This window comes from Hamadaea flava (genome assembly GCF_024172085.1).
GTDB lineage: Bacteria > Actinomycetota > Actinomycetes > Mycobacteriales > Micromonosporaceae > Hamadaea > Hamadaea flava.
In genome coordinates, this window is record NZ_JAMZDZ010000001.1 from 5,700,689 (window position 1) to 5,713,277 (window position 12,589).

At 69.7% G+C, this 12,589-nt stretch carries 13 protein-coding genes; 11 read left to right on the plus strand and 2 right to left on the minus strand.

What is annotated here, in order from left to right:
* Positions 1–60 precede the first annotated feature (60 nt).
* From HDA40_RS26785 to ctaD, 6 genes are all read left to right on the plus strand, one after another.
* On the plus strand, positions 61–1,140 hold the full coding sequence (locus HDA40_RS26785; protein ID WP_253760521.1) for an NAD(P)/FAD-dependent oxidoreductase: 1,080 nt from the start codon (positions 61–63) through the stop codon (positions 1,138–1,140).
* 161 nt (positions 1,141–1,301) lie between these two features.
* A complete protein-coding gene (locus HDA40_RS26790; RefSeq protein ID WP_253760523.1) occupies positions 1,302–2,606 on the plus strand; it encodes an NAD(P)/FAD-dependent oxidoreductase in 1,305 nt (434 codons plus the stop codon).
* Complete coding sequence (locus tag HDA40_RS26795; protein ID WP_253760525.1) at positions 2,603–3,493, plus strand: dihydrodipicolinate synthase family protein; 891 nt, start codon at positions 2,603–2,605, stop codon at positions 3,491–3,493. Before HDA40_RS26790 ends, HDA40_RS26795 begins: the two co-directional genes overlap by 4 nt.
* Positions 3,483–4,484, plus strand: coding sequence for a proline racemase family protein (locus HDA40_RS26800; RefSeq protein WP_253760527.1), 1,002 nt, complete (start codon positions 3,483–3,485; stop codon positions 4,482–4,484). Before HDA40_RS26795 ends, HDA40_RS26800 begins: the two co-directional genes overlap by 11 nt.
* Positions 4,485–4,604: 120 nt before the next feature.
* Positions 4,605–4,934: a hypothetical protein gene (locus tag HDA40_RS26805; RefSeq protein WP_253760528.1), complete on the plus strand. Its 330-nt coding sequence runs from the start codon at positions 4,605–4,607 to the stop codon at positions 4,932–4,934.
* A 180-nt stretch (positions 4,935–5,114) separates the two neighbouring features.
* On the plus strand, positions 5,115–6,806 hold the full coding sequence (gene ctaD / locus HDA40_RS26810; RefSeq protein ID WP_308197770.1) for an aa3-type cytochrome oxidase subunit I: 1,692 nt from the start codon (positions 5,115–5,117) through the stop codon (positions 6,804–6,806).
* A 287-nt stretch (positions 6,807–7,093) separates the two neighbouring features.
* Here the strand turns inward: ctaD and HDA40_RS26815 are convergent, their stop codons facing one another.
* The gene (locus tag HDA40_RS26815; protein WP_253760530.1) at positions 7,094–8,359 is read right to left on the minus strand and encodes an MFS transporter; all 1,266 of its coding nucleotides are present in this window, start codon (positions 8,357–8,359) and stop codon (positions 7,094–7,096) included.
* A 59-nt stretch (positions 8,360–8,418) separates the two neighbouring features.
* On the opposite strand from HDA40_RS26815, the gene HDA40_RS26820 reads away from it, so the two are divergent.
* Positions 8,419–9,255 carry a dimethylarginine dimethylaminohydrolase family protein gene (locus HDA40_RS26820; protein ID WP_253760532.1) on the plus strand — a complete coding sequence of 279 codons (837 nt, stop codon included), beginning with the start codon at positions 8,419–8,421 and terminating at the stop codon, positions 9,253–9,255.
* Positions 9,256–9,273: 18 nt separating this feature from the next.
* A complete protein-coding gene (locus HDA40_RS26825) occupies positions 9,274–9,804 on the plus strand; it encodes an isochorismatase family protein (protein WP_253760534.1) in 531 nt (176 codons plus the stop codon).
* Between the two features lie 87 nt (positions 9,805–9,891).
* Here the strand turns inward: HDA40_RS26825 and HDA40_RS26830 are convergent, their stop codons facing one another.
* On the minus strand, positions 9,892–11,178 hold the full coding sequence (locus tag HDA40_RS26830) for a nicotinate phosphoribosyltransferase (protein WP_253760536.1): 1,287 nt from the start codon (positions 11,176–11,178) through the stop codon (positions 9,892–9,894).
* Positions 11,179–11,248: 70 nt separating this feature from the next.
* Between HDA40_RS26830 and clpS the strand changes: the two genes are divergently transcribed.
* From clpS to HDA40_RS26845, 3 genes are read left to right on the plus strand one after another with little or no spacing between them, the layout of a single operon-like run.
* Positions 11,249–11,539, plus strand: coding sequence for an ATP-dependent Clp protease adapter ClpS (gene clpS, locus HDA40_RS26835; protein ID WP_253760538.1), 291 nt, complete (start codon positions 11,249–11,251; stop codon positions 11,537–11,539).
* On the plus strand, positions 11,536–12,051 hold the full coding sequence (locus tag HDA40_RS26840; protein ID WP_253760540.1) for a DUF2017 domain-containing protein: 516 nt from the start codon (positions 11,536–11,538) through the stop codon (positions 12,049–12,051). The genes clpS and HDA40_RS26840 overlap by 4 nt, the downstream gene beginning before the upstream one ends.
* Before the next feature lie 43 nt (positions 12,052–12,094).
* Positions 12,095–12,580, plus strand: a complete 486-nt coding sequence (locus HDA40_RS26845) for a M67 family metallopeptidase (protein WP_253760542.1) — start codon at positions 12,095–12,097, stop codon at positions 12,578–12,580.
* The last annotated feature ends 9 nt before the right edge of the window (positions 12,581–12,589 follow it).

Sequence of the window (12,589 nt, forward strand, 5' to 3'; positions counted from 1 at the left end):
CTCGACAGATCCGACACATGATGGAAGACCCAGGGCACGGCCGAGCATAGGGTCATAGGCGTGAGAGTGACGGTGATCGGGGCTGGCGTCGTGGGCGCCGCCTGCGCGTACGCCTGCGCCCAGCGCGGGCTGAAAGTCACCGTCCTCGATCGCGGCGGGCTCGTCGCCGGCACGACCGGTTCCGGCGAGGGCAACATCCTCGTCTCCGACAAGGAACCCGGTCCCGAACTGGATCTCGCGCTGCGGTCCAACGCCCTGTGGCGGGACTGGGAAGCAGAACTCAACCGTCAGGTCGGCTACGACACAGCCGGCGGCATTCAGCTCGAACGCAAAGGCGGACTCATCGTCACGCGTACCAGTCGGGGAATGCGAGCCCTGGCCGCGACGACGGGCGAGCTGGTCGACGAGCGAGCGGTCCGTGAGCTGGAGCCGCTTTTGGCCGCGGACATCCTGGGCGGCGCGTTCTTCCCGCAGGACATGCAGGTGCAGCCGGCGCGCGCGGCGGCCGCGATGCTGGCCGGGGCGCGCGAGCACGGCGCGGAGGTCCGCCTGCGCACCGAGGTACGCGACCTGCCCGCCGACGCCGACGCCGTGATCAACGCGACCGGGGCCTGGGCGGCCCAGTTCGGGATCGCGCTGCCGGTCGAACCGCGCCGCGGGTTCATCCTGGTCACCGAGCCGCTGCCGCTGCTGATCCGGCACAAGGTGTATTCGGCGGAGTACCTGGAGAACGTGGCGAGCGGGGACGCCGACCTGCAGACCTCGACCGTCGTCGAAAGCACCCCCGGCGGCCCGGTGCTGATCGGGGCGACCCGGGAACGCGTCGGCTTCGACGCCACCCCGAACCGGGAAGCGCTGCGGAAGCTGGCGGCCGGCGCGGCGGCGCTGTTCCCGTTCCTGACCGACGTGCGGATCATGCGCACCTATCACGGCTTCCGCCCATATGCCGCAGACCATCTGCCGGTCATCGGGCCGGATCCGCTGACGCCCCGGCTGTGGCATGCCCACGGACACGAAGGGGCCGGCATCGGGCTCGCCCCGGCCACCGGCGAGCTGATCGCCGACCTGCTCACCGGATCGGCACCCGCGCTCGATCCCGCACCGTTCTCGCCCGCGCGATTCCCGGAGGTGGCGGCGTGAGTGTGTTCTGCGGCATCGGGGTGTGCCAGGCGTGCGTCGCACCCGACGGCACGCGCCCCTGCCTCACTCCGTCTGTCGATTCCCAGCAGATCACGGACACGCAGGCTGAAACCGCGCCGGGAAGCACGCATAACCGTGATCCGCAGCAAGAAGAAGAGCTGGTGGTGGTGGGGGCGGGGCCGGCCGGCCTGAGCGCCGCGCTGGCGGCGGCGGACGCGGGCGTCCGCGTCCTCGTGGTGGATCGGGGTGGCAAGCCGGGTGGGCAGTATCTGCGTCAGTCCACTGTGCGCGAGAACACTCCGCCCGCGCTCATCCAGCGCGCCCAGGCGCATGAGCGCATCCGATTCCTGCTGGGGCACGAGATCTGGCGCGCGACCAGGGATCAGTTGGAGATCGCCGACGTCGAAGGGCGTACCACCCGGGTCGTCCGGGCGGCGGCGATCGTGCTGGCCACCGGGGCGTACGACCGGGTCGTGCCGTTCCCCGGCTGGGAGCTGCCCGGCGTCGTCACCGTCGGCGGGGCGCAGGCGCAACTCAAAGGGCTCGGCGTCAAGGTCGGTCAACGCGTACTCGTGACGGGCACCGGTCCACTGCTGCTGTCGCTCGCCGTCTCGCTCGCGGAGGCAGGCGTCGAGGTGGTCGCGGTCGCCGATCCCGTCCGGTCCCGAGCCTGGTTCCGCCACGTCACCACGGTGGTACGCGCACCGCGCAAGCTGCTGCAGGCGGCGGCGTACCGGGGCCGGCTGCTGCGGCACCGGGTGCCGGTGTGGGCCGGCTGGGAAGTGCGAGAGATCACTCCCGACCGGGATGTCATGATCGCGAAACTGCGATGTGGCACAAAGGAACGTGCGGAGATCGTTGACGCGATCGCCGTCGGCCACGGCTTCACCCCACAGGTGGAGCTGGCGAGCGCGTTGGGCTGCGCACTCCTCGTCGACCCGAGGGATGGCAGCCCGATCGCGCAGGTGGACGCCGACCTGCGGACCTCGCAGGCGGGCGTCTTCGCGGCGGGTGAGCTCGCCGGGGTGGGCGGCGCGGACTCCGCGTACGCCACCGGCACCCTGGCTGGGCTCGCCGCCGCACGCCACCTGGGGCGCCTCGACGAATCGGCGTACCAGGTGGCCTCGAAACCCTGGCGACGGCGGGCGGCTGCGGCCCGCCGGTTCGCCGACGCCCTGCACAAGGTGCACGGCTTCGCCCCCGGCTGGAGCGCACGGGTCTCCGACGAGACCGTCCTGTGCCGCTGTGAGGGCGTCACCTTCGGCGCGGTCCGGGCCGCTCAGGCGCTCGGCGCCGACGACCCCCGCGCCGTCAAACTGCTGACCCGGGCCGGCATGGGCCGCTGCCAGGGCCGGCTCTGCGGGTTGTCCGCCGCCGACGTGCTCGGCTGCGCCCCGCTCCCGTACGCGAACCGTCCGATCGCGACACCAGTCCCGATGCGTCTGTTGATGGAGGAAGACACATGAATAAGCCGTGGAACGGAGTGCTGGTGGCGATCGCCACACCCTTCCGGGAAGACCTGTCGATCGACTACGACCGGCTGCAGGAACATGTCGCCTGGCTCGGCGCGAACGGCTGCCACGGCATCGTGCCGAACGGGTCGCTGGGGGAGTATCAGACGCTCACCGAGGAGGAGCGGGCGCGCGTCGTCACCGCCGTCGTCGAGGCGGTCCCGGACGACGTCACCGTGGTGCCCGGCGTCGGGGCGTACGGGGGTCATCAGGCGCGCCGGTGGGCCGAGCAGGCCGCCGAGGTGGGCGCCGACGCGGTCATGTCGCTGCCGCCCAACGCGTACGCCGCTTCCCCGGCCGAGGTGGTCGCGCACTACGAGCAGGTCGCCGCGGCCGGGCTGCCGGTGGTGGCGTACAACAACCCGTTCGACACCAAGGTCGACCTGACCCCGGAGTTGCTCGCCGAATTGCACGGCCAGGGGCTGATCCAGGCGGTCAAGGAGTTCTCCGGCGACGTACGCCGAGTGCACCGCATCCACGAGCTGGCGCCCGGGCTCGACGTGCTCGCCGGGGCCGACGACGTGCTGCTGGAGCTGGTGTCGCAGGGTGCGGTCGGCTGGATCGCCGGGTTCCCCAACGCCCTGCCCGAGCAGTCCGTACGCCTCTACAACCTCTGTGTCGACGGCAACCTCGCCGAGGCGCTCCCGTTGTACCGGCAGGTGCACGCGGCGTACCGGTGGGACTCCCGGCCGTTGTTCGTCCAGGCGATCAAGCTCGGCATGGAGCTGGCCGGGCGCTACGGCGGCCCGTGCCGTCCACCGCGCCTACCCCTCGCGCCGGAGCTGCACGCACAGGTGACAGCCGACATGAAGAAGGCCCTGGGAGAGCCGGATGTTCAGTAAGAAGGTCTTTCACGCGGTCGACTCGCATACCGAGGGCATGCCGACCCGGGTCATCACCGGCGGCGTCGGCGTCTTCCCCGGCGCGACGATGGCCGAACGCCGCCTGTTCGGCATCAAGGAACGCGACGATCTGCGGAAATTGCTCATGTGCGAGCCGCGTGGGCATTCCGCGATGTCCGGCGCCATCCTGCAGCCGCCGGCCCGGCCGGACGCCGACTGGGGTGTCCTCTATATAGAGGTGTCCGGATGGCTGCCGATGTGTGGCCACGGCACCATCGGCGTCGCGACCGTCCTGGTCGAAACCGGAATGGTCGAGGTGGTCGAGCCGGTCACCACCATCCGGCTCGACACCCCCGCCGGCCTGGTGGTGGCCCAGGTCGAGGTCCGCGCGGGTCGCGCGGTGGGGGTCACCATCCGCAACGTCCCCTCCTTCCTGCATTCCCAAGATGTCCGCCTGGAGGTGCCGGGCCTGGGAGAGGTGGTCGTCGACATCGCCTTCGGCGGCAACTTCTACGCGTTGCTGCCGGCCGAACAGTTGGGTCTGCCGGTGACCCGGGAGAACATCCCGGAGCTGCTCGGCAAGGGGCTGAAGATCATGGACGCCGTCATGGAACAGGCGCCACCGACGCACCCCGTCGACTCCGCGATCGACGACTGCCGCCACGTCATCGCGTACCAGTCGGGAGAAGACGGCGCCGACGCGCGGGCCGCGACGCTGATCCACCCGGGCTGGGTGGACCGCTCGCCGTGCGGGACCGGGACGAGCGCGCGGATGGCGCAGCTGTACGCCCGCGGCGAGCTGGCGCTGGACCAGCCGTTCGTGAACGAGTCGCCGCTGGGCACGCGGTTCACCGGCCGGCTGGTGGAGCAGACCACGGTCGGCGACCTGACCGCGGTCGTGCCCACCGTGACCGGCCGGGCCTGGATCACCGGGACCGCCCAGTACCTGCTGGACCCGACCGATCCGTTCCCTGCGGGGTTCGAGCTCTGACGGGTTCAGCCGAGCGGCGGGCGCGGTACGACGGGAGGGTCGGCCGCGCCCGCTTCCTTTACCCTGTCCTTCATTTGCGCGGGGGACTCTTTTGGGGAGGGAGAAGTCTCGATGAACTCGATGGCGGATTGGATCGGTTTCACCATGGCGCTGCTCGGCGCCGTGCTCGTGCTCGCCGGCGCGACCCTGATCTTCCTGCACGCCCGGGGCCAGCTGCGGCCCACCAGCACCTTCGGCGCCGACACGACGGTCACTTCGGCGGCCGCGCCGGAGGCCAGCGGCTTCGGCTTCGTCCGGCGGGTCTTCAAGGCCGTCCGGTCGCTGCCCGACGCCGACCACCTCATCGCCTGGGGCCTGGTCCTGCTGATCCTCGGCGCCCTGGCAGCCGGTGCCATCAAGTTCGGCATCGCGTTTGAGCTGGGCACATTCAATACGAACGTTATTCGGTGATGCGTTCCCCGCACCTGCTCACAGGTGCGGGACCGGCGCGTCCAAGGCACCCCACGCGTCCTGGTGACGCGTGGGGGACTATTCTGCGTCCGTGGTACGCCCCGCCGATGATCCGCTCACCCTCGCGGATGGTGGGACGCCCGAACAACACCAGCTGGTGAACAGCACAGGAGGCCGCTCGTGACAACCGTCGCACCGAAGCCGATCGAGACCAGGCAGTGGCCGGTCCGACCGAACGTCAAGGGCTCGGCGATCGCACGGATCATCCGAACGACCGACGCGAAGCAGATCGGGATCATGTACCTGATCACGGCCTTCGCCTTCTTCATGATCGGTGGCCTGATGGCCCTGCTCATGCGGACCGAGTTGGCCCGCCCGGGGCTGCAGTTCCTCTCCCCGGAGCAGTTCAACCAGCTGTTCACCATGCACGGCACGATCATGCTGCTGTTCTTCGCGACGCCGATCGTCTTCGCGTTCGCGAACTTCATCGTCCCGATTCAGATCGGCGCGCCGGACGTCAGCTTCCCGCGGCTGAACGCGTTCGCGTACTGGCTGTATCTGTTCGGCGGAACGCTGGCCGTGGCGGGCTTCATCACGCCGGGCGGCGCCGCCGACTTCGGCTGGTTCGCGTACGCCCCGCTGAACGACGCCATCAACTCGCCCGGCCCGGGCGGTGACATGTGGATCGTCGGTCTGGCGATCTCCGGTCTGGGCACGATCCTCGGCGCCGTGAACATGGTCACCACGATCCTGACCCTGCGCGCGCCCGGCATGACGATGTTCCGGCTCTCGATCTTCACCTGGAACATCCTGGTGACCTCGCTGCTGGTGCTGATGGTCTTCCCGCTGCTGGCCGCCGCGCTGTTCGCACTGCTGGCCGACCGCCGGCTCGGGGCGCACGTGTTCGACGCCTCCACCAACGGCCCGATGCTCTGGCAGCACCTGTTCTGGTTCTTCGGCCACCCCGAGGTGTACATCGTCGCGCTGCCGTTCTTCGGCATCATCAGCGAGGTCATCCCGGTGTTCAGCCGCAAGCCGCTGTTCGGCTACAAGGGCATGGTGCTGGCGACGCTGTCCATCGCGGCGCTGTCGATGAGCGTGTGGGCGCACCACATGTTCGTCACCGGCCAGGTCCTGCTGCCGTTCTTCTCGTTCCTGAGCTTCATGATCGCGGTGCCGACCGGTATGAAGTTCTTCAACTGGATCGGGTCGATGTGGCGAGGCCAGGTCACCTTCGAGTCACCGATGCTGTTCGCCATCGGCTTCCTCGTGACCTTCCTCTTCGGTGGTCTGTCGGGTGTGCTGCTGGCGAGCCCGCCGCTGGACTTCCAGGTGTCCGACTCGTACTTCGTCGTCGCGCACTTCCACTACGTGCTGTTCGGCACGATCGTCTTCGCCGTCTACGCCGGGATCTACTTCTGGTTCCCGAAGATGTTCGGCCGGATGCTCGACGAGCGGTTGGGCAAGCTGCACTTCTGGCTGACGACGATCGGCTTCCACGGCACGTTCCTCGTGCAGCACTGGCTTGGCGCGGAGGGCTTCCCCCGCCGATACGCCGACTACCTGCCGTCGGACGGGTTCACCACGCTGAACACGATCTCCACCATCGGCGCGTACGTGCTGGGCATCTCCACGCTGCCGTTCCTCTACAACGTGTGGAAGTCCTACCGGGCCGGTGAGCGGGTGACGGTGAACGACCCGTGGGGCCACGGCAACTCGCTGGAGTGGGCGACCTCGTCCCCGCCGCCGCTGCGCAACTTCGACACGATGCCGCGCATCCGCTCGGAGCGGCCCGCCTTCGACGCGAAGTTCCCGCACCTGGCGCTCAACACGACGGTCACGACGCCGAAGGCGTTGCAGCCCGAGGAGTGACCTGCTTCACGCTTCACGCACGAGCCCCGCTTCGGCGGGGCTCTTCGCGTTCTGGGGGGCGTTCCCGGCTGGGGCTTAGCGGGGCCGGATCAGGGATGTGGGTCGAATTCATGCGCCGAGTTGCGGCCCACATCCCTGATCCGACGGGTACGGACTCAGGCCGGGAGACCTTTCCGAGTCCGGTCGGCAAAGCGCCGCGCACTTGGGAGGGTGCGCGGCGCTTGTTGTGCCCCCATGGCGCTCTACCCGCCCTGCTCAGGCGCTAAACCCGGTGGCGCTGAACCCGGTCAGGAGCTGTACGCGGAGGCGGGCTCCGTGACGGGCTCAGTGACCTGCGACACGGTGACCGGCTCTCCGGCGGTGTCCGGGGTCGCCAGCGGCTCCAGAGCGGGCGTCGGACGGCGGTAGAGCGGCAGGCTCGCCAGCACGACGAGGATGCCGGCCGCACCCACGGCGGCGAAGGCCCAGCCCGGCCCCGCGAAGTCCACGACGAACCCCGCGAACGGCGCGCCCAGGCTGACCCCGGCCGTCATCGCCGAGCCCTGGAGGCCCATCGCCTCGCCCCGGGAGGTCGCGGGGACGAGCCGGGTGATCGCCTCGTTGCCCGCCGTGATCGACGGCGCGCAGAGCAGCCCGGCCGGGATGAGCAGAACGCACAGCCACAGCCAGTTGGGCGAGAGTCCGATCGGGATGGTGAGCAGACCCATGACGGCCACCAGCGCCAGCGGCGAGAACGGCCGGTGCAGTGCGCCGTAGATCAGCGCGCCGAGCAGCGAGTACGCGCACCACAGGGCGATCACGAGCCCGGTGGACGAGGTCGCGTCGGCTTCACGGAGGATGCCGACGACGGCCATGTCGGTGCCACTGAGGATGACGGTCATGCCGGTCGCGGTGGCGAGCACAGCGAGCACCGGCCCCCGCAACCACTGCCGCCGCGGGATCCTGACCTGTTCCGCGGCCGCCTCTTCGGCTTCGGACCGCATCGGCGGGTTGAGCCAGTAGACCCCGACGGCCGCCAGCACCATCGCCGCACCGAGGACGTACATGGTGAGCGTGGAGGACAGCGCGGTCGCTCCGGCCACCGCCACCGCCGGACCGACCATGAAGGACAGTTCCACGCCCATCGAGTCCAGGGCGAACGCCGGTCGCCGCTGGTCGTCCGGGACGAGCGCGGAGATCGACTGCCGGACCAGGCCGAAGATCGGGATGGCGAAGAGCCCGGCGAAGGCCGCCGCCACCAGGAGCCCGGCGTATCCGAGGGTCGGGGCGAACAACCAGATGACCAGCTGCGCCCCACCGGTGATGGCCATCACTCGGCGTACGCCGCCGCGGTCGAGCATCCGGCCCATCAGCGGGGACGAGACGGCGGCCGCGATCGTGTAGACCGTCGTCACCAGACCGGCCGCACCGTAACTGTGGTGCAGGGTCAGCACGGTGTGCAGGGTGAACGAGATGCCGATCGCCGTCATCGGGATACGGGCGATCAGCCCGAGCAGCAGGATCGGGCGTACGCCGGGCAGGGCGAGGACGTGGCGGTAAGGTGTGAGGCTCATAGCGCTCCTATCATGCCCGGCGAGTGTGACAAGACCGCAAGCCGAATACCATCCGGGTCATGGCTGATTTCGGTGTCCGCTCCTCCGTCTCCGACCTGCGCCGGGCTGCGCTGCGACGGCCCGCCACGACCGGCGACTTCGCCGGGGCGGGCTGGCGGATCCCCGACCCCGACCTCCTCGTCCGCCAGCACGACGGGTTCGCCCAGCTGCTCACCGACCTGGGTGTGCGGGTGGATCTGTTGCCTGCGGCGCCCGAGCAGGTCGACGCGGTGTTCGCCTACGATCCGGCGTTCGTCATCGGCTCCGGCGTCGTCGAGTTCCGTTCGGCCAAACCGGTACGCCGGAACGAAGGCGCGGAACTGGTCGCGGCGTTGGGCGTACCAGTGGTGGGAAAGCTGGCCGAAGACTCCGTGATGGACGGCGGCGACGTGTGCTGGGTCGCCCGTGACCTGGTCGTCGCGGCGCGGGGCTATCGCACGAACCAGCGGGCCCACGATCAGCTGCGCGCGTGGCTGGCGGCCGAGGGGCAGGAGCTGGTGTCCGTCGACCTGCCGCACGACCGCGGGCCGGCGCACGTGTTGCACCTGATGTCGGGCATCTCACCGATCGCCGACGACCTGGCCGTGGTGTATCCGAAGATCATGCCGGTGCCGCTGCTCCAGCTGCTGGCCGAGCGGGGGATCGCGACCGTCGAGGTGGACGACGCGGAGTACGAGACGCTGGGCTGCAACATCCTCGCCGTCCGGCCGGGCGTCGTGGTGATCTTCGCGGGTAACCCGCGGACCACGGCAGCCCTGCGTGCACGGGGCGTCGAGGTGCACGAGGCCGACGCGAGCGAGCTGGCCAAGGGCGACGGCGGCCCGACCTGCCTGACACGTCCGCTGCTGCGCGCCTGATAGTGCGATCATTGGGTGATGAGCCGTGCGCTGATCATCGTGGACGTGCAGAACGACTTCTGCGAAGGCGGTTCGCTGGCCGTCACCGGCGGCGAGCAGGTCGCCCGCGACATCTCCGCGACGCTGGCCGGACCGAACGACTACGACCACGTCGTGGCGACGAAGGACTACCACGTCGACCCGGGCGCCCACTTCGAGGAGTGGCCGGCGCACTGCGTGGCCGGGACGTTCGGCGCCGAGTTCCACCCCGAGCTGGAGACGGAGAAGGTCGAGGCCGTCTTCCTGAAAGGCCAGGAGGCGGCGGCGTACTCGGGCTTCGAGGGGGTCGCCAACGGCATCGGGCTCGCCGCCTGGCTACGGATGCGGAACGTGACAGAAGTGGACGTCGTCGGCATCGCCACCGACTACTGCGTACGCGCGACGGCGTTGGACGCGGTGCGGGAAGGCTTCGACACGACCGTGCTGCTGGGGCTTACCGCTGCCGTCGCTTCTTCCTCGCGCGAGACCGCACTCGCGGATCTGTCGCAGGCTGGAGTCGCCGTCTCATGATCATGGTCACTTCCGTGTCGCCATGGCTCGCCATGGCGACGTGGAAATGACCCTGATCATGGCGGGTCCTGCGGCTCTTTCGGCCGTTCAGGCAGTTACGAAGGTGACCGGGATGGCCGGGTCGCCGGCCGACAGCTTCAGCCCCTCCCAGGGGATCGAGACGAGGTTCTGCCGCAGGTGCTCGCGCGACTCGTCCAGGGTCGGCGACTCGGCGATCTTGCCGCCCACGACGTACGCCCGCTGGAGGAGCCGATCGTTCGGCTGGGCCTCGGGAGCGCCCTGCGAGCAGACGATCTCCTCGGTCGCCGTGCCGGTCGGCTTGTGGCGGCGTACGACGGTTTTGCGGCCGCCGACGGTCGCCTTGTTCTCCGACCGCTTCACGACCGGGCGACCGGCCACCTCGACCAGCTTGTAGACCAGCCCGGCGGTGGGCGCGCCGGAGCCGACGACGACGGCCGTGCCCGCGCCGTACGCGTCGACCGGCTCGGCCGCGAGGGCGGCGATGGCGTACTCGTCGAGGTCGCCGCTGACGATGATCTTCACATCGGGTGCGCCCAGCTCGTCCAGCAGTTGCCGGGACTGGTGAGCCAGCACCGACAGGTCGCCGGAGTCGATGCGGATCGCCCGCAGCGTCGGGCCGGCCACCGCGACCGCGTTGCGGATGCCCTGCGCGATGTCATAGGTGTCGACCAGCAGCGTCGTCTCGGTGCCCAGCGCGGCGACCTGGGACGCGAAGGCGGTCGTCTCGTCGTCGTGGAGCAGCGTGAACGCGTGCGCGGCCGTGCCCGCCGTCGGCACGCCGTACCGCAGGCCGGCGGCGAGATTCGAGGTCGACGCGAACCCCGCCAGGTACGCCGCCCGTGCGGACGCCACGGCCGCCTCTTCGTGCGTACGCCGAGAGCCCATCTCGATGATCGGGCGACCGCGGGCGGCGGTCACCATCCGGGCGGCGGCGGCCGCGATCGCGCTGTCGTGGTTGAGCACGCTCAGGATCAGCGTCTCCAGCACGACGCATTCGGCGAAGGTGCCGCTGACGGTCAGGATCGGCGAACCCGGGAAGAACAGCTCGCCTTCGGCGTACCCGTCGATGTCGCCGGTGAACTTGTAGTCGGCGAGCCAGTCGCCGGTGGCCCGGTCGACGATGCCCCGGTCGACCAGGTAGGCGATCTCGTCCGGATCGAACGTGAACCGGGCGATCAGTTCCATCAGCCGGCCGGTCCCGGCGACCACGCCGTAGCGGCGGCCGTTGGGCAGCCGGCGGCCGAATGCCTCGAAGACGCACGGCCGTTCGGCCGTCCCGTCCCGCAGCGCGGCGCTGACCATGGTGAGTTCGTACTGGTCGGTGAGGAGCCCGGGTGATCCACGCACGCTCACAGCGTACGGGCACACACCCGGTCGCCGCCGGGACGGTGAGATTCCGCGATCCCGTGGCAGGATGGGGGTCATGACCACGCCCCAGATCCTGCCGGTGGAGCGGCCGGAGACTGCCGAAGAGCCGGAGTCATCCCGGCCGTGGGTCACGATCGTCCACGACGATCCTGTCAATCTCATGACATATGTCGTGTTTGTCTTTCAGAAGCTCTTCGGGTTCTCCCGCGAGACGGCGGAGACGCTGATGATGGATGTGCACACGAAGGGCAGGGCCATCGTGTCCAGTGGCGCGCGCGAGCGCATGGAGTACGACGCCGCCCGGCTGCACAGCTACGGTCTCTGGGCGACGGTTGACAAGCGGTGAGTCTGTTCCGCCGGGATGGCGAGGAATGCGTCGCCACGCTCTCGCTCGATGAGGTGCGCGTCCTGCGCAGGGTCGCGTCCGAGGTCGTCGGCCTGCTGACCGAGGGTTTCGATCACTCCGACCCCGTGGTCGTACGCCTGTTCCCGACGGTCTATCCGGAGGATCCGGAGGAGGCCGCCGATTTCCGCCGGTTCACCGAGGGCGACCTCAAGACGAGCAAGATCGACCAGGCCGGTGCGGTGCTGGCGGCCCTGCCCGGCGAGGAAGAGCTGGAGCCGTCCGGTGCCGAGGTGCGGCTGGACTCCGAGGCGTCCGAGGCATGGCTGCGCGCCATCAACGACGTACGCCTCGCGATGGGCGTCCGCCTCGGGATCACCGACGAGACCGACCTCGACGAGGAGCTGACCGAGGAGATCGAGCGCGACGTGCAGTCGGCTCGGGCCTTCCAGCTCTCCGTGTACGCGTACCTGGGGTATCTCCAGGAGTCGCTGCTCGACGCGATCATGAGGTAGCTCACGGTCCATCCGGAGGCCGTCGCCGGATACGCTTGGCGGTGTGCTGACCATCGACAAGGCGATCCTCGACGCGATCGTCGCCCACGCTCGCCGGGACCACCCGGACGAGGCCTGCGGCGTGGTCACCGGCCCGATCGGCTCGGACACGCCGACCCGGCACCTGGCCATGGAGAACGTGGAGCGCTCGCAGACGTTCTACCGGTTCGACCCGATGGAGCAGTTGCGGGTCTGGCGGGAGATGGACGACCTCGACGAGGAGCCGGTGGTCATCTACCACTCGCACACCGCGACCGAGGCGTACCCGTCCCGGACGGACGTGTCGCTCGCCGGTGAACCGGGGGCGCACTACCTGCTCGTCTCGACACGTGAGCCAGAGGTGACCGAGGTCCGCTCCTTCCGTATCCTGGACGGCGTGGTGACTGAGGAACCAGTGAAGCTGGTGGGGAGCGGTGTGGACGAGCACGCCGTGCAGTCCTACATGTTCGGCCAGACTCCGACGACGGTCGACTACGAGTGTCGCGGCTGAGTGACCGCC

Bases quoted from the DNA above. Each gene is read 5' to 3' on its own strand.
- HDA40_RS26800 (WP_253760527.1), top strand. From the start codon at position 3,483: ATGTTCAGTAAGAAGGTCTTTCACGCGGTCGACTCGCATACCGAGGGC.
- HDA40_RS26815 (WP_253760530.1), bottom strand. From the start codon at position 8,359: ATGAGCCTCACACCTTACCGCCACGTCCTCGCCCTGCCCGGCGTACGC.
- HDA40_RS26825 (WP_253760534.1), top strand. From the start codon at position 9,274: ATGAGCCGTGCGCTGATCATCGTGGACGTGCAGAACGACTTCTGCGAA.
- clpS (WP_253760538.1), top strand. From the start codon at position 11,249: ATGACCACGCCCCAGATCCTGCCGGTGGAGCGGCCGGAGACTGCCGAA.
- HDA40_RS26795 (WP_253760525.1), top strand. From the start codon at position 2,603: ATGAATAAGCCGTGGAACGGAGTGCTGGTGGCGATCGCCACACCCTTC.
- HDA40_RS26805 (WP_253760528.1), top strand. From the start codon at position 4,605: ATGGCGGATTGGATCGGTTTCACCATGGCGCTGCTCGGCGCCGTGCTC.
- HDA40_RS26820 (WP_253760532.1), top strand. From the start codon at position 8,419: ATGGCTGATTTCGGTGTCCGCTCCTCCGTCTCCGACCTGCGCCGGGCT.